Below are 24,434 nucleotides of genomic sequence, written 5' to 3'. Positions count from 1 at the left end.
CCTCTTGCTGTAAACCTTTCGTTAGCGGTACGGTCGCGCGGGCGCCCGGCATCGAAGCCGAGCCGCGGTGTTGGGGTCGGACCCAAGAGAGCCGTAATCGCAAGGAGTTCACGCCTGTGATACCGAGTTGGCCGGCGCCCGGGACGCGCCGAATCCGCAGAGCCAGACGGGTCGCGGCCGTCGCCGCCGTGGCCCTCGCCGCCGCACTGGTGCAGCCGCTGGCCGCGCACGCGGCCGCCCCGCCCGCACCCCCCTCGGACGCCAGGCTCGCCGCCGAGCCCGCCCGGCACGACGACACCCGGGAGCAGTTCTACTTCGTCATGCCGGACCGGTTCGCCAACGGCGACCGGTCCAACGACAAGGGCGGACTGACCGGCTCACGCCTGAGCACCGGCTACGACCCCACCGACAAGGGCTTCTACCAGGGCGGTGACCTCAAGGGCCTGACCGACCGGCTCGACTACATCAAGAACCTGGGCACCACGGCCATCTGGATGGCCCCCATTTTCAAGAACCGGCCCGTGCAGGGGACCGGCGCCGACGCCTCGGCCGGCTACCACGGCTACTGGATCACCGACTTCACCCAGGTCGACCCGCACTTCGGGACCAACAAGGACCTCTCCACCCTCATCGCCAAGGCGCACGCCAAGGGCATGAAGGTCTTCTTCGACGTCATCACCAACCACACGGCCGACGTCGTCGACTACCAGGAGAAGTCCTACGACTACCTGTCCAAGGGCGCCTTCCCCTACCTGACGAAGGACGGACAGCCCTTCGACGACGCCGACTACGCGGCCGGCGGGCGGAAGTTCCCGGCCGTCGGCACCGGTTCCTTCCCGCGCACGCCGACCGTCGCCGCCGCGAACAAGAACGCCAAGGTGCCGTCCTGGCTCAACGACCCGACGATGTACCACAACCGGGGCGACTCGACCTACGCGGGCGAGTCCACCACCTACGGCGACTTCTCCGGCCTGGACGACCTGTGGACCGAGCGTCCCGAGGTCGTCAGCGGCATGGAGAAGATCTACCAGCGCTGGGTGCGGGACTTCGGCGTCGACGGCTTCCGCATCGACACCGTCAAGCACGTGGACATGGAGTTCTGGACGCAGTGGGCGACCGCACTGGACGCGTACGCGGCCGCGCACGGCCGTAAGAACTTCTTCATGTTCGGCGAGGTCTACTCCGCAGACACCTCGATCACCTCGCCCTACGTCACCCAGGGCCGCCTCGACGCCACCCTCGACTTCCCCTTCCAGGACGCGGCCCGCCAGTACGCCTCCCAGGGCGCAAGCGCGCAGAAGCTGGCCGCCGTCTTCGGCGACGACTACAAGTACACGACCGACAAGGCCAACGCCTACGAGCAGGTCACCTTCCTCGGCAACCACGACATGGGCCGCATCGGGTACTTCCTGAACCAGGACAACCCGAAGGCCACCGACGCCGAACTGCTCAAGAAGGACCGCCTCGCCAACGAGCTGATGTTCCTCAGCCGCGGCAACCCGGTCGTCTACTACGGCGACGAGCAGGGCTTCACCGGCTCCGGCGGCGACAAGGACGCCCGCCAGACCATGTTCGCCTCCAAGGTCGCCGACTACCTCGACGACGACGAGATCGGCACCGCCCGCACCCACGCCGCCGACGCCTACGACACCAAGGCGCCGCTCTACCGGCAGATCGCCGCGCTGTCCAAGCTCCGCAAGGACAACCCGGCGCTCACCGATGGGGTCCAGACCCAGCGGTACGCGGCCGACGGCCCCGGCGTCTACGCCCTCACCCGCACCGACGCCAGGACCGGCGCCGAGTACGTCGTCGCCTTCAACAACGCCGACAGCGCGAAGAGCGCCACCTTCGCCACCGGCTCGGCCCGCATGGCGTACCGGGGCCTGTACGGCACCGGCGCCGTCGTCGCCTCGAACGCCGACCGCAAGGTCACCGTCACCGTCCCGGCCGGATCCGCCGTCGTCCTCAAGGCGGCCGGACGCCTCGCCAAGCCCGCCACCAGGCCGACGATCGCCCTCAAGGCCCCGGACGCCGGCGCCACCGGGACCGTCGAGCTCACCGCGGACGTCCAGGGCGGTCAGCTCGACCGGGTCGTCTTCGCCGCCCAGACCGGCAACGGCAAGTGGGTCACGCTCGGCTCCGCCGACCACGCCCCGTACAAGGTCACCCAGGCCATCGGCAAGGACGTACCGGCCGGCACCGCGCTGCGCTACAAGGCGGTCGTGATCGACTCCGCCGGGCGGACCGCGAGCGCCACCGCGGCGAGCACCACGGGCACCGCGCCCGCCCCGGAGGTCCCCACCGCGTCCTCCCGCGACTACGCGGTCGTCCACTACAAGCGCACGGACGGCGACTACGCGAACTGGGGCCTGTACGCCTGGGGCGACCTCGCCGACGGCGAGGCCACCACCTGGCCGGCCAGCCACCCCTTCACCGGCCGCGACGCCTACGGCGCCTTCGCCTACGTCAAGCTCAAGCCCGGCGCCTCGAACGTCGGCTTCCTGGTCATCGACAAGGACGGCAACAAGGACGTCTCGTCCGACCGGAGCATCGACGTCACCAAGACGGGTGAGGTCTGGATCGAGCAGGGCAGGCCGGACGTACTGACCGCGAACCCCGCCGCCCCGGCGCAGGACAAGACCAAGGCGGTCATCCACTACCACCGCGCCGACGGCGACTACGACGGCTGGGGCCTGCACGTCTGGACGGGCGCCGCGAACCCCACCGACTGGCCGAGCCCCCTGAAGCCGGTGAAGACTGACGCCTATGGCGCGGTCTTCGAGGTACCGCTCACCGACGGTGCCACCAGCCTCAGCTACATCATCCACAACGGCGACAACAAGGACCTGCCCTCGGACCAGTCCCTGGACCTCAAGGCCAACGGCTACGAGGTGTGGCTGTTGAACGGCCAGGAGAAGTACCTGCTGCCGCAGCCCGCCGGCTCCGCGGCCGCCCTCGACCTGACCACCTCCAAGGCGGTCTGGATCGACCGGGACACGCTCGCCTGGAACGGCTCCGACGCGGCCGCCTCCACCCAGCTGCGCTACTCCCACGACGGCTCGATCACCGTCGAGGACGGCGCCCTCACCAGCGACGACGAGCGCTGGCTGAGACTGACGAAGTCCACCCTCACCGACGCCCAGAAGGCGAAGTTCCCGCACCTGAAGGACTACACCGCCTGGACCGTCGACCCGCGCGACCGCGGCCGGGTGCGCGAGGCGCTGAGCGGCCAGATCGTGGCCTCCCAGCTCGCCGCCAACGGCGCGGTGCTTTCCGCGACCGGCGTCCAGATCGCGGGCGTGCTCGACGACCTGTACGACGCGACCAGGGCGAACCTGGGCCCGGTGTTCCGCGACGGGAAGCCGACCCTGTCCGTCTGGGCGCCCACGGCACAGAACGTCTCCCTCGAGCTGGCCGGCGCGGCGGTGCCCATGCACCGCGACGCGGCGACCGGCGTCTGGTCCGTCACCGGCCCCGCTTCCTGGAAGGGCAAGCCCTACCGGTACGTGGTGAAGGTCTGGGCCCCCAGCGTCCGCAAGATCGTGACGAACAAGGTCACCGACCCGTACTCGGTCGCGCTGAGCGCGAACTCCGAGCGCAGCCTGGTCGTCGACCTGAACGACAAGGCCCTCGCCCCCGGCGGCTGGTCGACCCTGGTCAAGCCCGCGGCCGTACCGCTGAAGGACGCGCAGATCCAGGAACTGCACATCCGGGACTTCTCCGTCGCCGACCCGACCGTCCCGGCCAAGGACCAGGGCACCTACCTGGCCTTCACGGACAAGAACAGCGACGGCTCGAAGCACCTGCGCGAGCTGGCGCAGGCCGGCACCTCGTACGTGCATCTGCTGCCCGCCTTCGACATCGCCACCATCCCCGAGAAGAAGGCCGACCAGGCCACCCCCGACTGCGACCTCGCCGCCTACCCGGCCGACTCCGACGAGCAGCAGGCGTGCGTGGCGAAGACCGCCGCGAAGGACGCCTACAACTGGGGCTACGACCCGTACCACTACACGGTCCCCGAGGGCTCGTACGCCACCGACCCGGACGGCACCGCCCGCACGGTCCAGTTCCGCAGCATGGTCAAGGCGATCAACGACGACGGCCTGCGGGTCGTGATGGACGTCGTCTACAACCACACCGCCGCCAGCGGCCAGGCCGACACCTCCGTGCTCGACAAGGTCGTGCCCGGCTACTACCAGCGGCTCCTGGCCGACGGCTCGGTGGCGAACAGCACCTGCTGCTCCAACACCGCGACCGAGAACGCCATGATGGGCAAGCTGGTCGTCGACTCCATCGTCACCTGGGCCAAGGAGTACAAGGTCGACGGCTTCCGCTTCGACCTGATGGGCCACCACCCGAAGGCCAACATCCTGGCCGTGCGCAAGGCGCTCGACGCGTTGACCCTCGCGAAGGACGGCGTCGACGGCAAGAAGATCATCCTCTACGGGGAGGGCTGGAACTTCGGCGAGGTCGCCGACGACGCCCGGTTCGTGCAGGCCACCCAGCAGAACATGGCGGGCACCGGCATCGCGACCTTCTCCGACCGGGCCCGTGACGCGGTCCGCGGCGGCGGCCCCTTCGACTCCGACCCCGGCATCCAGGGCTTCGCGTCCGGTCTCTACACCGACCCGAACTCCTCCACCGGCAACGGGACCGAGGCCGAGCAGAAGGCCCGCCTCCTGCACTACCAGGACCTGATCAAGGTCGGTCTGACCGGCAACCTCGCCAGGTACCGCTTCACCGACAACGACGGCCACGACGTCACCGGCGCCGAGGTCGACTACAACGGCGCGCCCGCCGGCTACGCGGACGCCCCCGGCGACGCCCTCGCCTACACGGACGCGCACGACAACGAGTCGCTGTTCGACGCCCTGACCTACAAGCTGCCCAAGGACACCTCCGCGTCCGACCGGGCCCGGATGCAGGTCCTCGCCATGGCCACGGCCGCCCTCTCCCAGGGGCCGTCCCTGTCCCAGGCGGGCTCGGACCTGCTGCGCTCCAAGTCGCTGGACCGCAACTCCTTCGACAGCGGCGACTGGTTCAACGCCATCCACTGGAACTGCGCCGACGGCAACGGCTTCGGGCGCGGGCTGCCGCCGGCCGCCGACAACGAGTCCAAGTGGCCTTACGCCAAGCCGCTGTTGAGCTCCGTCAGTGTGGGCTGCGCACAGATCACCGGGGCCTCGGCCGCGTACCGGGACCTGCTGCGGATCCGTACCACCGAGCAGGGGTTCTCCCTCGGCAGCACCGCGCAGGTGCAGGCGGACCTGTCCTTCCCGCTGTCCGGGAAGAGCGAGACGCCCGGCGTGATCACCATGAAGCTGGGTGACCTGGTCGTCGTGTTCAACGCGACGCCGACCGCCCAGCGGCAGACCGTCGACGCGCTCGCCGGGACGGGCTACCGCCTGCACCCGGTGCAGGCGTCGGGCGCGGACGCCACGGTCAAGTCCGTGGCCTACGACCGGGATTCCGGCACCTTCGCCGTCCCCGGACGCACGGTCGCGGTGTTCTCCCGGACCGCCTGACGGCTGTCCGTAGTCCAGGGGGGCGGGTCCGTCACGGGTCCGCCCCTCGCGCCGTCCCGGGGACGGCGCGGCCGAGGTCACGGCCGCCCGCGGGCCGCCATGCGGACGGCGGCGCGAGGCGGTGGGGCCCTGCGGTTAGGGTGATTCGTCGCCCCAGAACAGGAGTGCTCCATGCCGCAGATCACCGTCGACTACTCGGACCGGCTCGCGGACGACTTCGACCGGCCCGGATTCGCACGGGCCCTGCACACCGCCACCGTCGAGATCGCGGCCGCGAAGCCGCCGGCCTGCAAGACGCGCTTCCGCAGGACCGCGGACGACGTGGTCGGCCCGGACGCCGAGGGACATGCCGTCGTGCACGTCCACATCGCCCTGCTGGCCGGCCGCACCGAGGAGACCAAGGCCCGGCTCACCGAGGCCGCGCTCGAACTGCTGCGTCAGTACGTGAAGCCCGCCGCGGGCCTCGCCCTGCACGCCTCGGCCGAGGTGCGCGACCTCGACCCGTCGTACCGCAAGTTCGAGGACCGGTGACACGGCAGAGGTGACACGGCACCGGGGGCTCAGGCCCCCGGGCCGTGTTCGGGCTCGTGCCCGGGTTCGGGCTCGGGTTCGGCGGCCAGGGCGAGCAGCCGGCCGGCCAGGTCGCTGAACGGGCCGTCGGCCGGCTCGTCCTGGAGCATCGGACGCAGCAGCCTGCGCATCCCGTCGTCGAACGCGGCGCTCACGGCGGTGAGCGCCGCGAAGTCGTGCACGAGCTGGACCTCCAGCTCCGCCCGCGGGATGCGCCGGCCGTCCAGCCAGATCAGCGCGGTCGACTCGGCGAGCGAGATCCAGGAGCGGATCACCAGCTCCAGCCGCGCGGGCGGGTCCGTGACCCCCAGATGAGCCAGGATCTGCTCGTACGCGGCCTGTCGTACGGAGTCGATGAGGGCGTTGGTGGCCGAGACATGGCTCATCGGTCGGGACTCGCCCGCGGGGACCGCGGGACCGCCGCGCATCAGGGCCGAGAAACCCGGCCCGTGCTCGTCCACGAAGTCGAAGTACCGGCGCATCACCCGCAGCAGCCGGGCTCCGAGCGGACCCTCGCGCGGCTCGGTGAACCGGGCCGACAGATCCTCCGCGGCACGCTTCAACGCCGCTTCGTAGAGGCTGAGTTTGCCGGGAAAGTAGTGGTAGACCAGCGGCCGCGAGATGCCTGCGGCCGCCGCTATCTCGTCGATCGAGACCTCGTCGGGCGAGCGGCGGCTGAACAGGTCGAGGGCGACGCCGATCAACTGCTGCCGTCGCTCGTCGACTCCCATTCTGCGGCGAACCCCGGTAGTCATACGGACACTTTACCGACAGCGACCGGACCCGAACGGACCGGTGCTGCCGAGAATGTTCACACGCCCCACACCGGTCGCTCACTTCTCACCCGTGCCGTCGCGGCGCGGGCCGCTGTCTCACCGCAGCCCGCTGATCGGCCTTCCGTCGTCCAGGGTCCCTTCGAGTCCGGCCTGCGCGCCCTGCTTCGTACGCGCCGTCAGCAGGCGGCCCCGGGTGCTCGCGTGGACCCCGCCCGTCGTACGGATCGAGGCGGTGTCCTTGCTGCCCGCGGCCAGCAGGTACCAGGAGCCGGTCTGCGACTTCCACAGCACGCCCGCCAGCACGTGCGGATCGCGGCCGCCGCACGCGGGCCTGTCCTCCGCCCGCGCGGCGATCGCGCCGTACGTCCCGCCCGGGGTGTGGAACTGGGCCAGCACCCGGGGTCCGTCGCCCCGCCAGGTCTCGGCCCTGGTGCACACCCAGGCGGCGGTGCCGCCCGCGTCCGGCAGCGTCTGCTCGGCGTACTGCCAGGCGTTCACCGACCGCACGCCCTGCGCCCGCGCGTCGGCCAGCGAGCAGGCGAACGGCGCCCAGGCGCTCAGCGACTTCGCGCCGGTCGCCTCGTGCGGCGCGGTCGGCTTCCCCGTGGTCAGCCGGGCCGGCACCAGCTCGCCGAGGTCCGTCAGCAGACGGGTGCCCTGGGCGTCGGTGAGCTGGAGCACGTTCCACGAGGTGCAGGTGCCGGTCTGGGCGGCCGGGCTGGCCAGCGGCGTGGTGATCCCGTCGGTCAGGTCGAGGTCCATCGCGCCGGCCGAGGGCTTCGTCAGATCCCGCTCGGCCGCCTTCGTCACCCACGGCGCGGTCAGATAGCGCACGTTGTTGTCGGACCGGCCGAGGACCAGCGCGCCCGCCTCGGCGGCCGTCGCGCCGTCGACCCGGGCGAAGTCGAGGGCGGCGCCCTGTGTGCCGTCCTTCGGCTCGGCGTACCGGGCGATGCGCAGACCGTCGTACAGGATCACCACGCGCGCCTTGTCGACCGGGCCCGCGTACAGCAGTTGGGGCGGTCCGGCCGGACCGCCCGTGGGGGTGCCGGGGGTGCCGGAGACCCGGACGTCCGCGCCGGGCCGCGCCCAGACCGCGAGGGCGCGGCGCAGCAGCGCGCTGTCGCCGGTCAGGGCGCCGCGGGCGGGCCACACGGAGAAGTCGGTGCGGCTGGACGACTTCCACGCGGCCGGCGCGACCCGGAGCAGCTTGCCGGGGTCCAGGGCCGCCTCGGCGGCGGGGTTGCGCGCGTACGGCGGGGCGGCGGCGCCGTCGGGGCCCCAGCCGCCGCCCGGCAGGGCCACCAGCGCGCCGCACACCGCGAGCGCGGCGGCGGCGGCCAGCACGGCCCGGGAGTGCCGGCGGCGCCGCATCAGATCGGTCGGCCGGGCCTGGAGCGCGCAGGGGTCGAACGCGGGCGACTCGAACAGCGCGTACTGCGGGGGGACGGTGTCGGCCTCGCGCAGCGCGGCGTCCGGGTCGGCCACGCCCGCCGACCTCAGCACCCTGCGCACGGCGCCGTCCTGGAGCCGCTCCAGACCGCGCAGCACATGGGCGGCGCGGGCCGGTCCGGACAGTGCCGCCAGCCGCTGCTCCAGGGCGAGTTCCTCGGCGCCGCCCGACCGTGGGAACAGGCGCAGTCCCCACACCTGGGGCAGCAGCGGCGGCAGTTGGGCGCGCCTGGGCCAGGCCGCGCGGCGCAGCGGCAGCCCCGCCTCCAGCGCCGTACGCACGACCTGGCGGCGGACGAAGGCGTAGCCCGGATCGCCGTCCCGGTCTTTCGACTGGGCCGGGATGGCGGGCCCGGACGCGCGTCGGCCGGGCAGCGCGCGCTGGGCGAGGGCGTGCGCGGTCAGGACCCGCCGGCTCCGGCCCAGGCCGGGCGGCAGCACCAGATAGGCGAGCCGGACGAGCCGCGGATAGTGCTCGACGAGCGCGGCCTCGACCTGCTCGACGTCGACGTCGGTGGCGGACGATGGGGGGCGCGGGGCGACATGCTGTGGCTGCACGTTCAGCAGAACGAGCGAATCGGTGGTTGGTCACCACCCCGGTGGCTCGCCGTGCGGTCCGGTTCGGCGCGGCGCGGTGCCTGCCGTGTCCGCCGTGCGCCGAACGCCGTGCGCCGAACGCCGTGCGGCCCGGCGCGGTGCCCGCCGTGCGCCCGCGGCCCGTGCGTCAGTCCCGCGGTTCGACCAGCGCCCGCGCGTAGTTGCCCATCGACCGCTGGTAGCGCGGCAGATGCGGTGCCAGGGCGCCCAGGACGAGGGAGAGGCCCTCACGGTCCCGGCCGAGGCTGGACAGACACAGCGCCAGACAGGCGCGTACGGCGTCGTCCAACTCGTCCGACGGACCGTTCAGTTCGGGTGTGAGCAGTTCCACGCCCTGCTCCGCCCGGCCGATGTTGCGCAGGGAGCTGGCCAGCTGGATGCGGGCCCGGCGGCCCCGGTAGCCGTCGAGACCGCGCGCCAGCGCCTCCCGGTACAGGGGGACGGCCCGGTCCGAGTGTCCCGTCGAGTCCCAGGCGCAGGCTTGTTCGAACGGGCCCAGCGGGCTGCCCTCGGGCAGTTCGGCGACGAGCGCGTCGATCAGGGCCCGGAAATCGGCCGCGTCCCGCTCGGCGTAGTCGTCGAAGCGGGCCCATGCCGCGGTCACCCGGTCGTCCCAGTCGTGGTTCATCCGCTCACCCTCGCACGTATGTGCGTGGCGCGGCGGCCGGTTTCGGGCATCCTGGACCTCGTTTGAGTGCGCCGCGCGCCGCAGCCGTATCCAGGACGAGGCTCTTGCAGGGAGGACAGATGAACGTGACCCGACCGATGCTCGCGGCGGCCGCCGCCGTGGCGGCGCTGGTGCTCGCGGGCTGCGGCACCGCCACGGACACGAAGGCGGCGGTGCCGGCGACGGCGACCGGCAGCCTGGAGCACCTGGCCGCCGAGGTGAAGTGCACGCCCGACATGCAGACCGACGCCGACGAGATCCGCCAGGCGGTGTGCAAGGTCGCCGCGGGCAAGTTCATCCTGGCCACCTTCGCCACCGACCGCGGACAGCGCGAGTGGATCAACTCCGCGAAGGACTACGGCGGTCACTACCTGGTCGGCCGCAAGTGGGTGGCCGTGGGCGAGAACAGCACGGTGGCGGCACTGCGCGGCACCCTCGGCGGGGACATCGAGCAGGGCGTCGACCACGGGGCGCACACCGGTCACTGAAGCCGGCCGCGGCAGACCCCCGGATACACGAAGAACCGGCGGTGGGAGATCCCACCGCCGGTTCTCTTCTCGCGCTAGCGCCGTGCCGTCACTGCCGTCACTGGCAGCGCTGACCGCGGTTGATGCAGTTGGCGATCTTGGTGTTCTGGGCCGCCGACATCACGTTGATGAAGTCGTCGTGGTCCGTGGCCGCCTTGTGGAGCTGCTCCGGGAAGCCGTCCACCGCGTACGGGTTCTTGACCTGGCCGTTCTGGATGACCGGGGCCGGGACGTCGTACACCAGGCGCATCGTCAGCTGGGGGATCGCCTTGAAGCCGTTGGCGCAGTTGCCGTTGGCGTCGGCGAAGGCGACGTGCGTGCGGTGGTTGGCGCTGTCCACGTTCTGGCCGTCCCAGCAGCTCTGGAACGCGAAGGTGCGGACCACGCTGCTGCCCTTGGGGCAGATCGGGTACTGCGTCGTCAGCTGCACCTTGTTCTCGAAGCCGGTGCAGCTCCAGTGCGCGTTGGCGTTCGCCAGACCGTTGGTGGTGGTCTTCGCGTCACCGGTGATGATCCGCAGGAACTCCGGCATCGCGGTGACCTTGCTGGTCGGGCTGCCGACGAACTTGATCTGGGCCTGCTTGGCGACCAGGATCTTGCCGACGTTGCCTTCCTTGCCGCCGCCGTCGTTGTTCTGGTCGAAGTCCTGCGTTCCGTTCTGAAGACGGATCACCGGCCAGTAGTACGACGACTTGTCCTGCTGGTTCTGGCAGGTCGTCTCGGCCGCCGCGAACTTGTCGTTGTTCGCGAAGGCGTCGTTCGACTGGTTGCCGACGTAGTCGTGCAGGTGGTGCGCGCCGTTGGTCACACCGGGCGCCACGATCACGTTGTCGGTGTTGTGGTTGCCGTTGGCGTTGACACCGCAGCGCGTGGTGAACGTACCGGTCGAGGCCTGACCCGTCCGGCGGGGCTTGGCGGGGACGTTCGCCTGGACCTTCGTGATGTCCACGAAGTCGGCCGCGTTCGGACCGTTGCCGGCCTGGCCGCCGTTGCCCGTCTGCCCGCCGTTGCCCGTCTGGCCGCCGTTGTTGGCCTGGCCGCCGTTGTTGGCGGGGGCGCTCTGGCTGGGGTTGGCGGTCTGGCCGTTGCCGGCCTGGCCGCCGTTGTTCGCCTGGCCGCCGTTGTTGGCCTGGCCGCCGCCCGCGTTGGTCTGGCTGGCCGGGGTGGCGGTGCAGTTGATCAGGGTGTCCAGGTCCGCGGGCGCGGTGCCGCCGACCCGGGTGATCTCCAGCCGGATGCGGTCGAAGATGTTCTTCCGCCGGTCCTGGAGGGGCTGCAGGATGCTGTTCTGGACGAAGCTCGCGTCCCGCGCCTGGGCGTCCCGGGTGGTGGCGAGACGCTGGTAGGCCTCGGTGATCTGGCGGTCGAGGTTGCTGAGTTCGCCGCTCACATCGTTGCGGGCCTGAGCCGGGACGTTGGTCAGCTTCTGGCCGACGTCCGGGCAGGAGATGGTCGCGGCCTGCGAGGCCGCGGCGGCCTTGGTCTGGTTCCACCCCTTGTTGTTCGACTCGTGCGCCGAAGCGTAGAAGTTCGCCCAGATCAGCCCGCCCCCACCGAGCGCTAGGGCCGCCGATGCGGCTATGGCCTTCGTGGCCATCGACGAACGGCGTTTACGTGTATTGCGTCCCATGGAACTCCTCTGATCCTTGCGGGGCAGCATCGAGGCGCCCGACAGGAGTGAAGCGGCTCCCATCCATACGGAGGCGGTCCCAGGGGTGTTCAAACATCTCAGAAATTCATGAGAGAAACGCGACGCAATCCCGCCCCAACTTCACCGTCAATGCAGGTAGTTGCGGGGATCAGAGATTCCGGTCCAGATAGGCGAGCACCGCCAGGACGCGGCGATTGTCGTCGTCCGACACCTCCAGTCCCAGTTTGGCGAAGATATTGGCGGTGTGCTTGGCGATCGCCCGTTCCGTGACGACGAGCCGGGCCGCGATCGCCGCGTTGGTCCGCCCCTGCGCCATCAGCTCCAGCACTTCCCGCTCCCGGGGCGTGAGCCGGTCCAGCGGCCGGTCGTCCGACGTCCGCCGCGCCAGCAGCTGCTGGATCACCTGCGGGTCCATGGCCGTACCGCCGCCCGCCACCCGTCGTACGGCGTCCACGAACTGCTCCGCGTCGAACACCCGGTCCTTGAGCAGATAGCCGACCCCGCCGCTGCCGTCGGCGAGCAGCTCACGCGCGTAGAGCTGCTCGACGTGCTGGGAGAGCACCAGCACCGGCAGCCCGGGCCGCTCCCGGCGGGCCCGCAGCGCGCACTGCAGGCCCTCGTCGGTGTGGGTCGGCGGCAGGCGTACGTCCACCACCGCCACGTCGGGCCGCTGTTCGGCCAGGGCCCGGGTCAGCTCGGGTCCGGACTCGACGGCGGCGGCGATCTCGAAGTCGTAGGCCTCCAGCAGCCGGACCAGCCCGTCGCGCAGCAGGAACAGGTCTTCGGCTAGGACAACGCGCACGGAATCTCCATGGTCACCATGGTGGGACCGCCCGCGGGAGAACTGACGGCCAGGACGCCGTCGAATGTACCCAGCCGTCGCTCGACACCGCTCAGACCGGAGCCGGCCCCGACCGCGGCGCCGCCCCGCCCGTTGTCGGTGACCGAGATCCGCAGCATGCCGTCCAAGTGGTGCAGGTCCACCCAGACCCGGTCGGCGTCCGCGTGCTTGACCGCGTTGGTGAGCAGCTCGCTGACCGCGAAGTACGCGGCCGACTCGACCGGCGCGTCCGCCCGCCCGGCCAGCTCCACGTCCACTTCCGTCGCGACCGGCAGCCGCAGCGCCAACGCCCGTACGGCGTCGCCCAGTCCGCGCTCGGCCAGCACCGGCGGATGGATGCCCCGCACCAGGTCCCGCAGTTCGGCGAGCGCGTCGGCGGACGACTGCCTGGCCTGGGCGAGCAGCCGCCGGGCCTGCGCGGGGTCCTTGTCCAGGAGCATCTCGACGGTGCCGAGGTCCATGCCCATGGCCACCAGCCGGGCCTGCGCCCCGTCGTGCAGATCGCGTTCGATGCGCCGCAGCTCGGCGGCGGAGGTGTCGACGGCGTCGCGCCGGGTCTCGGTCAGCACCCGTACCCGTTCGGCGAGTTCCTCCTGCCCGGGGGCGAGCAGGGCCCGGGTGAGCCGGAAGTGGACGGTCAGCAGCCGGGGCGACCAGCGGACGCCGAGCAGCAGGAACACCACGCCCAGAGCGCCCGCGGAGAGGGCCGGCAGCTGACCGGAGACCGGGACGAAGGCGTACCAGTACGCCTCGCCGGTCGCGCCCACGTAGATCCGCCACATCCCCGCCGCCAGCGCGAATCCCTCCAGCGCGTACAGCGGCAGCAGCGCGGGCAGCAGCGCGGTCGCGAACCCGGCCGTCGCGTCGACCGGCAGCCAGCGCAGGTCCCGCCAGGTGGCCGGGTCCCTGAGCAGCGCGTACGTGAGCGCCCAGGGCTTGCCGTCCGCGGGCAGCGGCCGGTACGCCGAGGGGATGCGTATCCCGCACCACTTCGCCGCCAGGGCCCGCCGCCGGTCGGCGAAGGACCGCAGCCACCTGACGGCCCAGGGGGTGGTGAACAGCCCGATCCCGACGACCGGGACGAACGCGATCGAGACCAGGCAGAGCGTGTAGCACAGCAGGGCCTCGGGCAGCGACGCCACGGCCAGCGCCAGCCCCCGCCCCGAGGTCAGCGCGGTGGTCCGGACCCGCGTACCGATGTTGCCGCCGAACGAGTGGGTGTCCATGGCGTCAGTCTCGCCGAGCGCCGACCGCCGGTCACTGGGCCGAGTCCCCCTCTGCGGGGGTGGTGCCAGGTACACCTCCGCCGGCCGCCAGGACCTTCGCCTCCACCGCCGGGTCGAGTCCCGGGACGGGCCGGTCCGGGCGCTGGGGCGGCGTGCCGCCGATCCCGCGCAGCCAGCTCCAGGTGTCGGCCACGGTCTCGGCGACCGGCCGGCAGTCGAGGCCCGTCGCCAGCGCGCGCGAGGTGTCGCTCGTGTGCACGCTGTCGTGCATGTCACTGTCCGGGGGCACCCACACCGGCAGCTGGGTCCACGGCTCGATGCCCGCGCCGAGGACGACCTCCGGATCGGTCCAGCGCAGTTCGGCCGCCGCGCCGGTGGCCCGTACGCACGCCTCCAGCAGCCCGCCCGTGGTGGTGTGCCCCGGCGCGGACGCCAGGTTGTACGGGCCGCTCAACTCCCTTTCAACCGAACCGAGAAGCCACCCGGCGAGGTCGCGGACGTCGACGTACTGGAGGGGCAGGTCCCGCGGGCCCGGGGCGAGGACGGGGCCGCCGCGCGCGATCCGGGTCAGCCACCAGGGCAGCCGCCCCACGTTCTCGTACGGCCCGAGGATCAGTCCGCACCGCGCGAGCACCGAGTGCTCCGCCCCGAACTCCGCCTGCGCGGCCAGTTCGCCGCCCCGCTTGTCGCGTGCGTAGTCGGTCCGCTCCGCGTCGGCCGAGGCGCCCTCGACCACGGGCGTGTCCTCGGCGTACCCGACGGGCTGGGGCCAGGCGTACACCGAGCAGCTCGACACGTACACGTACCGGCCCGCGCGCCCCCGCAGCAGCCGGGCCGTGTCCCGCACCGCGCGGGGCGCCGCCGACCAGGTGTCGACGACGGCGTCCCACTCGCCGCGCGCCAGGGCGGCGAGCCCGTCGGGCGCGGTGCGGTCGCCGAGCAGACGGTGGGTGCCGGGGACGGCCTGCTGCCGCCCCCGGTTGAACACCGTCACCTCCCAGCCCCGCGCGAGCGCCGCCTCGGCCACGGCCCGCCCCACGAACTCCGAACCACCCAGCACCAGAAGTCTCATGCCGGTGACTGTGCCCGCTCGGGCCGCGGGAGGGAACCGTGATCTGCTGCGGGCAGAGGGGGCAGAGGCTCAGCGCGCGACCGGCGGGGAGAACTTGTAGCCGACGCGGCGGACGGTCTGGATCGACCTGCGGTGCTCGATGCCCAGCTTGCGGCGCAGCCGGGCGATGTGGACGTCGACGGTACGGCCGTCGCCCACATGGCCGTAGCCCCACACCGTGCTGACCAGATGGTCACGGGTGTGCACCCGGTTGGGGTGCGCGACCAGATGGGCGAGGAGCTCGAACTCCAGGTAGGTGAGGTCGAGTTGCCGTCCGCTCACCGACGCGGTGCGCTGTGCGGTGTCGATGCGCACCAGCGGCTCGCCCGGGGCCGGGACGGCCGGCTCCGCGGCCCGTGGTGTGTCGGGCGGCGCCACCGGCAGGAACGGCGGCTGCTGGTCGGCCGGCACGAGGACCAGGTAGCCGACCATCGGGGGATGGCCCGGCAGGGCGGGCAGGGTGTGCTGCGGGGCGGGCAGCCAGGTGGCGCCCGGCGGCAGGAGGTCCGTCATGTCGACGACCTCGTCCCGGTCGACGGCCCGCAGCCGGTGCCGTGCGGGGGAAGAGGGGGTGAGGGGGGAGGTGGGGAGAGAATGCGTGGTCGCCATGAGAGGTCAGCTCTTTCGCGCGAGGAGTTCGTCGAGGACGTACGTCGTGCGCGCCGGCCGAAGGCCGCGGGTGTACGGCTTTAGAGGGCCCGCGCGTTCGTCGCGCGACAACACACCCGGTCGAAGTCGTGGTGCTGACGGGAAGGCCAGAAGGGCTCGAGGTCATGGCGACCTGTCGCGGAGTGCTTCTGGGGGCTGGCCATAGGACCATTGAAGCAGACGCACAGGCGCGGCAGGAGGTCTCTCTCACTGCTCGGACGCCCAACATGCCGAAGGGGCGCCCGACATGACGTCGGGCGCCCCTTCGGAGCAGACGTGGGGATCAGACCTGGCCGGCCTTCTCCAGCGCGGTGCAGCAGGTGTCGACGATCAGACGCGTCACCGTGTACGGGTCGACGTTGGCGTTCGGACGACGGTCCTCGATGTAGCCCTTGCCGTCCTTCTCGACCTGCCACGGGATGCGGACCGAGGCGCCACGGTCGGAGACGCCGTACGAGTACTCGTTCCACGGGGCGGTCTCGTGCAGACCGGTCAGGCGGTCGTCGATGCCGGCGCCGTAGTTCTTGACGTGGTCGAGCGGCTTGGAGCCCTCGCCCAGCGACTCGCACGCGGTGATGATCGCGTCGTAGCCCTCGCGCATCGCCTTCGTGGAGAAGTTGGTGTGCGCGCCCGCGCCGTTCCAGTCGCCCTTGACCGGCTTGGGGTCGAGGGTCGCGGAGATGCCGAAGTCCTCGGCGGTGCGGTAGAGCAGCCAGCGGGCCACCCACAGCTGGTCGGAGACCTCCAGCGGGGACAGCGGGCCGACCTGGAACTCCCACTGGCCGGGCATGACCTCGGCGTTGATGCCGGAGATGCCCAGGCCCGCCTTGAGGCAGTTCTCCAGGTGCGCCTCGACGATGTCACGGCCGAAGATCTCGTCCGCGCCGACACCGCAGTAGTAGCCGCCCTGGGGAGCCGGGAAGCCGCCCTCGGGGAAGCCCAGCGGACGCGGGCCGTCGAAGAAGGTGTACTCCTGCTCGATGCCGAAGATCGGCTCCTGGGCGGCGAACTTCTCGGCCACCTCGGCCAGCGCGGCACGCGTGTTGGTCTCGTGCGGCGTCATGTCGATGTCGAGGACCTCGCACAGCACGAGGACGTCGTCGCCGCCGCGGATCGGGTCGGGGCAGGTGAAGACCGGCCGGAGCACTCGGTCGGAGGCGTGGCCCTTGGCCTGGTTCGTGGAGGACCCGTCGAAGCCCCAGAGCGGCAGCTCGGCGCCCTTGGCGTCGTCGGCCAGGATCTTCGTCTTGGAACGGAGCTTGGCCGTCGGCTGGGTGCCGTCGATCCAGATGTACTCAGCCTTGAAGCTCACGGGCCACATCCTTCGGGGTGGGTCTTTAGGCGCACTGCGGGTGCTGCGGCGCTGCGGCACTGGGGCGCCGCACCTGATGCCCCGCAGACTGCCAACGGCCGATTTCCCGATCATTGCTCGATTGTGAACCCCGTGTTACCTGGCCATGATGTGGCGCGATTCACTCGGTGGGAGGCCCGGGGCGTGGCGGTCCGCGGTGCGCGCCCCCCGGGCGCCCGGGAGGGGGGCCGCGGACCCGTCTCGTATGCGATGGGTGTGAGCCGGGCCGCGGCCGCCCCGGCCGCCGGCCGTCCCCCCGGAGGGCCGCCGGCCGTCACTCCCGGAGGGCCGCCGACCCTCACTCCCCCACGGTCGCCGGCCGTCCCGTCCACGGGGCCGGTGACCGGCCCGCGCTCCCTGCCGGACGCGCGGCGGGGCCCGGACATGCCGATCCTGCTGCTCCTGGCGGGGAACAGCAGGATCGGTGACACGTACGAGGCGACGGCCCGGGCCGGCGCTGCCGCCGCGGGTGGGGCCGGGAGTCCTGTCAGGTCTCTCCCGCCGCGCGCCGCCGCATGCCGTGCCCCCTCAATCGGGGTGCCGCCTCACGGAGTTGCTCCCGCGTCGAGCCTCACCCCACCTTCTCGATCACGGCCCGGCGGATCAGGAACTTGCCGGGCTCACGGACCTGCTCGAAGGCGGCGTTGTTGAGCAGGACACAGCTTCCGGAGACCGAGGTGACCGTCACCGTCGTGGACTTGTTGTTGTCCAGGTTGGTGACCTTCAGCTTCGTGCCCGAGGGGAACTGGTTGCTGGACGCCGCCGGAGCGCCGCCCTCGCCCGAGAGGGTGACCGTGGAGCCGTTGCAGACCTGCTGACCGGCGGCGGCGCCACCGCCGGCGTTACCGGCGTTGCCCGCGTTCCCGGCGTTGCCCGCGTTCCCGGTGTTTCCGGCACCCGCGTTGCCCGCGGGCGCGGTCTGTGCGGGGGCCGTCTGCGCGGGGGCGGTCTGAGCAGGCTGGGAGCCCTGAGCCGACTCCCCGACCGTGCATCCGGACGCCTTCTGCTGCACCTGGATCTGGGCGATGACGGCCTCGCGGTTGGCGATGCGGGCCGCGGACTGCGCGTCCGGATTGGCCCGCTGGCCGGCGATGAACGCCTGGTTGTTGCCGATGGCGGTGGCGAGCCCCAGGCAGACCGTCGAGTCCCCGGCGGACAGGGCCTTGGGGGACTGCGCGGCGTTCGAGGTGTTCGCCATGACGAAGGCGCCGCCTCCCGCCACGGCCGCGGCACCGACGAGCAGCGCGATCGACTTCTTCGGGCCGAGGTTTCTCCTGCGCGACATGCGCGCCTCCTGAGGGGTAGGGGGTGCTACGTCGCTATGTACGAGATACCGAACGGCGTTACTCAACGGTTACCGGGATCATTGAAGTGGCTTGTGTCACACGCCAGTTCGGGCACCGGGACGCACCGCGTACCGCGGGTGGTGGGTGGTGGCGCGGACCGAGGGCCGTGGGCGGCGTCCCGCGTCCCGCCGTCCGGGCCGGCTGCCCGGCCCGCCCTCGGCTCACTCCCGGCCCACCCCGTTCACTCCCCGGTCCGGGACAGCGCCTCCCGTACGGCGTCCTCGGTACGGGCCACCACCGCCGTGCCGTCGTCCGCGGTGATGATCGGGCGCTGGATGAGCTTCGGATGTCCGGCGAGCGCCGCGATCCACCGCTCGCGCGCGCCGGCGTCGCGTGCCCACTCCTTGAGGCCGAGCTCCTTGGCGGCGGCCTCCTCGGTGCGGGTGATGTCCCACGGTTCGAGGCCGAGGCGGTCCAGTACGGCCCTGATCTCGTCCTCGGTCGGCACGTCCTCGAGGTAGCGGCGGACGGTGTACTCGGCGCCCTCGGCGTCGAGCAGGGTGAGGGCGCTGCGGCACTTGGAGCAGGCCGGATTGATCCAGATTTCCATGGTCCTCACGGTACGGGAGAACTCGTCTCCCACAAGGGCCCCGTAAGCCCCGAGAGCCCTTGTGGCCAGGGGCGTTTGTCAGTGCCGGGCGGTAGAATAGAAGCAGTGTTCGAGGGTGTCGCCGGGGTGGCCGAACTCCGGAGGGGACACCCTGATCGCGACAGGAGGATGCCTGTGCCCGCTGCCGCACTGAAGCCGAAGCCGTTGCCGACCCAGTCCACCGCGAAGCGTCCCGTTCTGCTCGACCTGCCCTACGAACCGGTCCTGAAGCAGCCGTTGCCGGCCGGGCGTCCGCGCGCGTGGTACGTCACGCACAACCGCCGTCTCAAGGCGATGCGCCTCGCCATCGCCCTGCTCGACTCCGGCGTCTACGTCCCGAACCAGGCCTCCGACGAGACGATACGGAGCGCGGCCGAACAGATCGGCGTCCACCCGCCGTCGGCCACCACGTGCCACATGGTGCGGGCACTGATGCGCTACTCGAGGTGAACGGGGGCGCCGGGCCGGTCCTCACGACCGAGCCCGGCGCAGCCCGCGAACCGGCCCGCCCGGCGTCCGCCTCCTGGCTGCCGCCCGGCGTCCGAAGTCTGCTTCCCGGCTGCTGCCCGGCACCCGTAGGCCGCCTTTCCCGGCCGCGGCCCGGTTCCCCCGCCCACGCGGGCCCGCGGCCTGCACCACCCCCGCCTCCCGGGCCTACCCCGCCAGCTCCCGCTCCATCGGGGTCCGGAACCGGGGGGTCACCCGGGTCGTCCCCACCCACCCCTGCAACCGCTCCGCCTCCGCCGCGATCATCGTCTCGGCCTCCCGGCCCACCCCGTCCCCGGCCTGCGGCACCCGCCAGACGATCTCCCCGTCCGGGCGCTGCGCCCAGCCCCCCACCACCCGCCCGTTCCACCACACCGTCGGCCCGATGTTCCCGCTGTAGTCGAACAACAGGGGACGCAGCTCGGGCGGCAGATACCAGTCCCGCCGCTGCCAGCCCATGGCCGTCGGGTCGAGCGCGGGCAGCAGCGCCGCCCACGGCTCACCGGGCCCGGCCACGGGATCGACGTCGCCGGCGACGACGTACCCCGTGCCCTCGTCCAGCTCCACCTCCCGCGCCCCGATCGAGGCCAGCGCCCGCCGGACGTCCGTGACCCGCCACCCCGTCCACCACTTCAGGTCCGCCTCGGTGGCCGGACCGCAGACCGTCAGCCAGCGCAGCAGCAGGTCCGCCCGCGCCTCGGCGGCGTCCAGCTCGGGATGCTCGGGAGCCGGGGCCCAGCGGAACTGGCTGGACGTCCACGAACCCAGCGGACGCCCCCGGACCACCTTCCCCTCCACCCCCAGCACCCTCAGCAGCCGGGTCGAGACGGTGTGGATCCCCTCGTAGCTCTTCCCGGGCGCGTACACGAACTTCTCCCGCAACCGGGGCTCCTCACGGGCGAGTTCGGTCGCCGTCGCCTGGCCGCGCCGGGCCAGCGCGGCCAGCGCCGACTCCTCGACCTCCCGCAGCCAGGCCGCGTCCGGCGCGCCCGCCTTCGCCATGTCCTTCAGCAGCGTGGCGCGCTCCCGGGCGGCCACGTCGAGACCGGTCGAGGCGTGCACGACCGCGGTCAGCGCGGCGGGGAAGACGAACACCGTGTGCCGCATCCCGTGCATCCGCACCAGGTCGCGGTCCTCGTACAGCGCCCGGTCGGTCGCGTCGACCGTCGTCGCCGGATCCGCCAGCCGCGCCCCCACCGCCAGATACACCGTCGCCGGGTCGCTGCCGTGCAGGGCGACCAGGGAGCGGGCGACGTCCTCGGGGGCCGCCGCGCGCGCCGAGCCCGTCAGCCGGTGGCGCAGCGCCAGCCGGGCCCGCCGCTCCGCGCCGTCGATGTACCGTCGTCCTTCGCTCATGCCGACCTCCGCCCGTGCGTGCCCCGCCGTCCTGCGGACATCCTCGCCGACCCCACTGACAACCGGGCCCGGACCGGCCCGTCACACGATCGCGCCGCCGGGCATGCGGCCCCCGTGCCCAGCGCTTTTACTGCCCTCACGGGGCGAGGCTCGGCAGGGAGGTCGGATGGGACTGCACGGCAGACCACGGCGGACGCGGGCGGCGCTCCCGGACACCGCACCGGCTCCGGGGGCGGCACGGCGTGGGTCCGGGCCATGACCACCCCGGCCGACCGCGCCCAGCGCGGCAAGGCCGCCCGCAAGTACGTGGCGCGCTCCGCGCACGGCCTGTGGCTGCCCTCGGTCGAACGGCCCGACCCCGTCGTCGTACTGGAACGGCAGGGCCGGGACCGGCTGCCGGAGCTGCTGCCCGTCCGGTACGGGCGGATGAGCACCTCCCCGCTCGCCTTCCTGCGCGGGGCCGCCGCGGTCATGGCCGGCGACCTCGCCGCCCAGCCGCACACCGGTCTGACCGTCCAGCTGTGCGGCGACGCCCACCTGCTCAACTTCGGTCTGTACGTCTCCCCGGAACGCACCCTGCTGTTCGATCTCGCCGACTTCGACGAGACGTTCCCCGGCCCCTTCGAATGGGACGTCAAACGGCTCGCCGCCTCCGTCGCCGTCGCCGCCCGGGAGAACGGGCACCCCGAGACGAAGGTCCGCCGGGCCGCCCTCGCGGCCGTGGCCGGGTACCACGCCGCCATGCGACGACTGGCCCGGCTCGGCGAACTCGCCGTCTGGTACGAGCGCATCGAGGCCGACCGGCTGCTGCCCCTGGTCCGGGACGGCCGCCGCCGTCAGGACTCCAGCCTCACCCGCGCCCGCCGCCGCACCAGCCTGCACGCGCTCGGCAGACTGAGCGAGGTCGTCGACGGCCGGCGGCGCATCATCCAGGACCCGCCCTTCCTGGAGTCCGTGGGCGCCCCCGACACGGCCGCGCTCCGCAAGATATTCAGCGACTACCGCTCCACCCTCTCGGAGGAACGCCGGCTGCTCCTGGACCGCTACCGCTTCGTCGACGCGGCGCGCAAGGTCGTCGGTGTCGGCAGCATCGGCACCCGCTGCTTCCTCGTGCTGCTCGCCGGAGCGGACGACGACGACCCGCTGTTCCTCCAGATCAAGGAGGCCAGGGAGTCCGTACTGGAACGGCATCTGCCCAGCGGGCCCTACGTCCACCACGGCCACCGGGTCGTCGCGGGACAGCGGCTGCTCCAGGCCGCCGGGGACGTCTTCCTGGGCTGGACGACCGGGCCGCAGGGCCGCGCCTTCTACTGGCGTCAGCTGCGCGACACGAAGGGCCCGGCGAACGTCGCGGGCGCGAGCCCGGCCGCCCTCCTCCGGTACGCCCGGCTGTGCGGCACCGCCCTGGCCCGCGCCCACGCCCGCTCCGGCGACCGTATCGCCATCGCCTCCTACCTCGGCTCGGCCGACACCTTCGACCGGTCCGTCGCCGACTTCGCGATGGGCTACGCCGACCGGACCGCCGCCGATCACGCCGTCCTGGTCGCCGCGGTGGCGGCCGGCGTGGTGCGGGCCGCGCCGGAGGGCTGACCGGGCCCCGGTCCGCCGGAGCCGGACACGCCCGTTCGCGTACGACGCGTCCGCTCAGGGTGCCGCTCCCGCCGCCCGCGCCGTCCGCGTCCCCGGGCTCACCCCGGCCCCATGAACTCCGGGCGGGAGAAAAGGAGATGCACGCCGAGTGAGCACGTCGCTACGCTGGGTGCGCCATCGTCGATCGATCGACGACCCACCCGCCCGCTCCCCGCACGGGGCACGGGCACGGACCCGGAGAGGGGGCCCATCATGAACAGCATCGTCATGGCCGGAGCCGTCGCCCTGGTGGTCCTCGGGTTCACCGACCACGTCTGGTGGCTGGCCGCCGCCGCGCTGCTCCTGCTGTACCTGCGGTACGGACGGAGCTCGGCCTCGGCGTCCGCCCCGGGCACCGGCACCCCCGCGGCACCGGCGCCGCCCGCCACCTACAAGGCGTACCGGGCCCGCCGTGACCAGCAGGCCAAGTGGGAGCGCCGCTACCGTCGTGAGCGTCCCTTCGAGGCCCGCCGCCAGGACCGGGGTACCTGAGACCGGACCGGGTCCGGCGCACGTCGACCGCCCCCGGCCGGCACCGGCCGGGGGCACCCGGTCACAGGCCCGGTGCGTCCCAGAGCGGGAACCACCGGGCCTTGTCCTTCTCCACCCGCAGGTCGTTCTCCAGCAGGGCGGCCACCTGGAGTTCCAGCGCGTTGTCGCGTCGGTGCCGGCCGGGCAGCGTGCACAGCGGATAGAACGTGCCGCGCTTGTACAGGTACACCAGGGCCAGCGCGCGTTCCGGGTCCTGACCGCGCTTCTCGAAGCTCGCCAGCGAGCAGAGCAGCTGCGGTCCGAACCCGTTGGCCTCCATCGACGTGTTCACCGCGTGCAGGTCGTTGACCAGGAGGGGCAGCTCGTCGGGGGCGCGGACGGAGACCAGCCAGGAGTAGCCGTAGTCGTCCTGGGTCAGCCGGACCGGGGGCCCGGTGCGGTCGGTGTCCGCGTCGAGCAGGGCCTGCACCTCGCGGTGCGTCTGTTCGAAGGCCGCGCCCTCGACCGTGGCGAAGCACACCGCCCCCTGACCGGTCGGCGTGAAGCCGGCCGCCGCCTCCAGCGTCACCGCCGCCGACGGCAGCGCGAAGAGCCGGTCGAGATCGGGGGCGACCGCCTTCGTGCGGCCGAGCAGGATGTCCAGCAGCCCCATGTTCAGCCCGTCTTCCCGGGCACCGCGGCCTCGCCCAGCTCGGCGGAGATCCGCCCCAGCTGTTCGAGCCGCTGCTCCAGGCTCGGGTGGGTGGAGAACAGCTTGCCCAGGGTGGGCCCGGCGCCGAGTGCGGGGGTGAAGTAGAACGCGTTGAACGCCTGGGCCGTACGCAGGTCCTCGGTCGGGATCCGGGCGATGTCCCCGGTGACCTTCGTCAGCGCGGAGGCCAGCGCCGAGGGCCGCCCGGTCAGCAGCGCGGCGGACCGGTCGGCGGCCAGCTCCCGGTACCGGGACAGGGCCCTGATCAGCAGGAAGCTCAGCGCGTACACCGCCGCCGACACCCCCATCACGACCCCGAACACGACGAGGGTGTTCTGGTCCTTGCGGCCCCGCCCGCCGAACAGCTCGGAGTAGAAGGCGAACCGCACGATCAGGCCCGCGATCACACCGAGGAAGGACGCCACGGTGATCACGGCGACGTCCTTGTGCGCCACGTGCGACAGCTCGTGCGCCAGGACGCCCTCCAGCTCCGCGGGCTCCAGCCGCCGCAGCAGCCCGGTGGTCACGCAGATCACCGCGTGGTCGGGGTTGCGGCCGGTCGCGAAGGCGTTCGGCATCCCCAGTCCGGAGACCGCGACCACCGGCTTGGGCATGTCCGCGATCGCGCACAGCCGGTCGACCACGGCGTGCAGCTCGGGGTACTCCTCCCGCTCCACGACCCGGCCGTGCATCGCGTACATCGCGATCCGGTCGGAGAACCAGTACTGGGCGGCGAGCGCGCCGGCGGCGATGACGACGACCAGGACCCACGACTTCAGCAACACGATCAGTGCGGCGGCGAACGCCACGTACAGCAGTCCGAGCAGGAACAGCGTGACCGTCATCCGTACGGTCAGCCGCCGGTCGCTCCGGAATCGGCTCTGCATCTGCCTCACCCCGCAG

The 24,434-nt window shown here is 72.3% G+C and carries 20 protein-coding genes; 6 read left to right on the top strand and 14 right to left on the bottom strand.

From position 1 onward, the window contains the following. The first annotated feature begins 116 nt into the window (after positions 1–116). Together pulA and ACZ60B_RS29165 are read left to right on the top strand one after the other, a co-directional pair. Positions 117–5,525: a pullulanase-type alpha-1,6-glucosidase gene (gene pulA / locus ACZ60B_RS29170; RefSeq protein WP_469392060.1), complete on the top strand. Its 5,409-nt coding sequence runs from the start codon at positions 117–119 to the stop codon at positions 5,523–5,525. Between the two features lie 171 nt (positions 5,526–5,696). Beyond that, positions 5,697–6,056 carry a 5-carboxymethyl-2-hydroxymuconate Delta-isomerase gene (locus ACZ60B_RS29165; protein WP_469392058.1) on the top strand — a complete coding sequence of 120 codons (360 nt, stop codon included), beginning with the start codon at positions 5,697–5,699 and terminating at the stop codon, positions 6,054–6,056. Positions 6,057–6,085: 29 nt separating this feature from the next. Here ACZ60B_RS29165 and ACZ60B_RS29160 read toward each other — a convergent pair whose 3' ends face one another. The 3 genes from ACZ60B_RS29160 to ACZ60B_RS29150 form a co-directional block, all read right to left on the bottom strand. After that, positions 6,086–6,850, bottom strand: coding sequence for a TetR/AcrR family transcriptional regulator (locus ACZ60B_RS29160; RefSeq protein WP_469392056.1), 765 nt, complete (start codon positions 6,848–6,850; stop codon positions 6,086–6,088). 117 nt (positions 6,851–6,967) lie between these two features. Beyond that, complete coding sequence (locus ACZ60B_RS29155; protein ID WP_469392054.1) at positions 6,968–8,881, bottom strand: hypothetical protein; 1,914 nt, start codon at positions 8,879–8,881, stop codon at positions 6,968–6,970. A gap of 166 nt (positions 8,882–9,047) precedes the next feature. Continuing rightward, positions 9,048–9,548, bottom strand: coding sequence for a tetratricopeptide repeat protein (locus ACZ60B_RS29150; RefSeq protein ID WP_469392052.1), 501 nt, complete (start codon positions 9,546–9,548; stop codon positions 9,048–9,050). 119 nt (positions 9,549–9,667) lie between these two features. On the opposite strand from ACZ60B_RS29150, the gene ACZ60B_RS29145 reads away from it, so the two are divergent. Then, positions 9,668–10,075, top strand: coding sequence for a hypothetical protein (locus ACZ60B_RS29145; RefSeq protein WP_469392050.1), 408 nt, complete (start codon positions 9,668–9,670; stop codon positions 10,073–10,075). Between the two features lie 97 nt (positions 10,076–10,172). Here ACZ60B_RS29145 and ACZ60B_RS29140 read toward each other — a convergent pair whose 3' ends face one another. The 8 genes from ACZ60B_RS29140 to ACZ60B_RS29105 form a co-directional block, all read right to left on the bottom strand. Then, positions 10,173–11,744: a DUF1996 domain-containing protein gene (locus ACZ60B_RS29140; RefSeq protein WP_469392048.1), complete on the bottom strand. Its 1,572-nt coding sequence runs from the start codon at positions 11,742–11,744 to the stop codon at positions 10,173–10,175. A 169-nt stretch (positions 11,745–11,913) separates the two neighbouring features. Further along, positions 11,914–12,567, bottom strand: coding sequence for a LuxR C-terminal-related transcriptional regulator (locus ACZ60B_RS29135; RefSeq protein ID WP_469392046.1), 654 nt, complete (start codon positions 12,565–12,567; stop codon positions 11,914–11,916). Continuing rightward, positions 12,552–13,832 (bottom strand): sensor histidine kinase, encoded by a 1,281-nt coding sequence (locus ACZ60B_RS29130; protein WP_469392044.1) that lies wholly within the window; start codon positions 13,830–13,832, stop codon positions 12,552–12,554. Before ACZ60B_RS29130 ends, ACZ60B_RS29135 begins: the two co-directional genes overlap by 16 nt. Positions 13,833–13,863: 31 nt before the next feature. Further along, positions 13,864–14,904: an NAD-dependent epimerase/dehydratase family protein gene (locus tag ACZ60B_RS29125; RefSeq protein WP_469392042.1), complete on the bottom strand. Its 1,041-nt coding sequence runs from the start codon at positions 14,902–14,904 to the stop codon at positions 13,864–13,866. Between the two features lie 69 nt (positions 14,905–14,973). After that, positions 14,974–15,552: a winged helix-turn-helix domain-containing protein gene (locus ACZ60B_RS29120; protein ID WP_469392040.1), complete on the bottom strand. Its 579-nt coding sequence runs from the start codon at positions 15,550–15,552 to the stop codon at positions 14,974–14,976. 322 nt (positions 15,553–15,874) lie between these two features. Continuing rightward, positions 15,875–16,903, bottom strand: coding sequence for a glutamine synthetase (gene glnII, locus ACZ60B_RS29115; protein ID WP_469392038.1), 1,029 nt, complete (start codon positions 16,901–16,903; stop codon positions 15,875–15,877). A gap of 610 nt (positions 16,904–17,513) precedes the next feature. Next, the gene (locus tag ACZ60B_RS29110; protein WP_469392036.1) at positions 17,514–18,227 is read right to left on the bottom strand and encodes a hypothetical protein; all 714 of its coding nucleotides are present in this window, start codon (positions 18,225–18,227) and stop codon (positions 17,514–17,516) included. A 242-nt stretch (positions 18,228–18,469) separates the two neighbouring features. Beyond that, positions 18,470–18,838: an ArsC/Spx/MgsR family protein gene (locus ACZ60B_RS29105; RefSeq protein ID WP_469392034.1), complete on the bottom strand. Its 369-nt coding sequence runs from the start codon at positions 18,836–18,838 to the stop codon at positions 18,470–18,472. A 174-nt stretch (positions 18,839–19,012) separates the two neighbouring features. Between ACZ60B_RS29105 and ACZ60B_RS29100 the strand changes: the two genes are divergently transcribed. After that, positions 19,013–19,327 (top strand): hypothetical protein, encoded by a 315-nt coding sequence (locus tag ACZ60B_RS29100; protein ID WP_469392032.1) that lies wholly within the window; start codon positions 19,013–19,015, stop codon positions 19,325–19,327. Between the two features lie 204 nt (positions 19,328–19,531). On the opposite strand, the gene ACZ60B_RS29095 is transcribed toward ACZ60B_RS29100, so the two are convergent. After that, positions 19,532–20,719 carry a winged helix DNA-binding domain-containing protein gene (locus ACZ60B_RS29095; protein ID WP_469392030.1) on the bottom strand — a complete coding sequence of 396 codons (1,188 nt, stop codon included), beginning with the start codon at positions 20,717–20,719 and terminating at the stop codon, positions 19,532–19,534. 255 nt (positions 20,720–20,974) lie between these two features. Here ACZ60B_RS29095 and ACZ60B_RS29090 point away from each other — a divergent pair, with 255 nt between their 5' ends. Both ACZ60B_RS29090 and ACZ60B_RS29085 read left to right on the top strand, forming a co-directional pair. Next, on the top strand, positions 20,975–22,309 hold the full coding sequence (locus ACZ60B_RS29090) for a DUF2252 domain-containing protein (RefSeq protein WP_469392028.1): 1,335 nt from the start codon (positions 20,975–20,977) through the stop codon (positions 22,307–22,309). A gap of 252 nt (positions 22,310–22,561) precedes the next feature. Then, positions 22,562–22,840, top strand: coding sequence for a hypothetical protein (locus ACZ60B_RS29085; protein ID WP_469392026.1), 279 nt, complete (start codon positions 22,562–22,564; stop codon positions 22,838–22,840). 61 nt (positions 22,841–22,901) lie between these two features. Here ACZ60B_RS29085 and pspAB read toward each other — a convergent pair whose 3' ends face one another. Together pspAB and htpX are read right to left on the bottom strand one after the other, a co-directional pair. Beyond that, the gene (pspAB, locus tag ACZ60B_RS29080; protein WP_469392024.1) at positions 22,902–23,492 is read right to left on the bottom strand and encodes a PspA-associated protein PspAB; all 591 of its coding nucleotides are present in this window, start codon (positions 23,490–23,492) and stop codon (positions 22,902–22,904) included. Between the two features lie 2 nt (positions 23,493–23,494). Next, positions 23,495–24,418, bottom strand: coding sequence for a zinc metalloprotease HtpX (gene htpX, locus ACZ60B_RS29075; protein WP_469392022.1), 924 nt, complete (start codon positions 24,416–24,418; stop codon positions 23,495–23,497). Between the last annotated feature and the right edge of the window lie 16 nt (positions 24,419–24,434).

The organism is Streptomyces sp. NPDC104096, from assembly GCF_055584385.1.
Note: the sequence above shows the minus strand (reverse complement) of the source record. Positions and strands in the feature narration are given on the sequence as shown.

Excerpts from the sequence above, each read along its gene's own strand:
- ACZ60B_RS29120 (WP_469392040.1), bottom strand. The coding sequence starts at position 15,552 with ATGGCGACCACGCATTCTCTCCCCACCTCCCCCCTCACCCCCTCTTCC.
- ACZ60B_RS29090 (WP_469392028.1), top strand. The coding sequence starts at position 20,975 with ATGACCACCCCGGCCGACCGCGCCCAGCGCGGCAAGGCCGCCCGCAAG.
- ACZ60B_RS29125 (WP_469392042.1), bottom strand. The coding sequence starts at position 14,904 with ATGAGACTTCTGGTGCTGGGTGGTTCGGAGTTCGTGGGGCGGGCCGTG.
- pspAB (WP_469392024.1), bottom strand. The coding sequence starts at position 23,492 with ATGGGGCTGCTGGACATCCTGCTCGGCCGCACGAAGGCGGTCGCCCCC.
- ACZ60B_RS29150 (WP_469392052.1), bottom strand. The coding sequence starts at position 9,548 with ATGAACCACGACTGGGACGACCGGGTGACCGCGGCATGGGCCCGCTTC.
- ACZ60B_RS29105 (WP_469392034.1), bottom strand. The coding sequence starts at position 18,838 with ATGGAAATCTGGATCAATCCGGCCTGCTCCAAGTGCCGCAGCGCCCTC.
- ACZ60B_RS29140 (WP_469392048.1), bottom strand. The coding sequence starts at position 11,744 with ATGGGACGCAATACACGTAAACGCCGTTCGTCGATGGCCACGAAGGCC.
- htpX (WP_469392022.1), bottom strand. The coding sequence starts at position 24,418 with ATGCAGAGCCGATTCCGGAGCGACCGGCGGCTGACCGTACGGATGACG.
- ACZ60B_RS29130 (WP_469392044.1), bottom strand. The coding sequence starts at position 13,832 with ATGGACACCCACTCGTTCGGCGGCAACATCGGTACGCGGGTCCGGACC.
- ACZ60B_RS29160 (WP_469392056.1), bottom strand. The coding sequence starts at position 6,850 with ATGACTACCGGGGTTCGCCGCAGAATGGGAGTCGACGAGCGACGGCAG.
- ACZ60B_RS29165 (WP_469392058.1), top strand. The coding sequence starts at position 5,697 with ATGCCGCAGATCACCGTCGACTACTCGGACCGGCTCGCGGACGACTTC.
- ACZ60B_RS29110 (WP_469392036.1), bottom strand. The coding sequence starts at position 18,227 with ATGTCGCGCAGGAGAAACCTCGGCCCGAAGAAGTCGATCGCGCTGCTC.
- ACZ60B_RS29145 (WP_469392050.1), top strand. The coding sequence starts at position 9,668 with ATGAACGTGACCCGACCGATGCTCGCGGCGGCCGCCGCCGTGGCGGCG.
- ACZ60B_RS29095 (WP_469392030.1), bottom strand. The coding sequence starts at position 20,719 with ATGAGCGAAGGACGACGGTACATCGACGGCGCGGAGCGGCGGGCCCGG.
- ACZ60B_RS29085 (WP_469392026.1), top strand. The coding sequence starts at position 22,562 with ATGAACAGCATCGTCATGGCCGGAGCCGTCGCCCTGGTGGTCCTCGGG.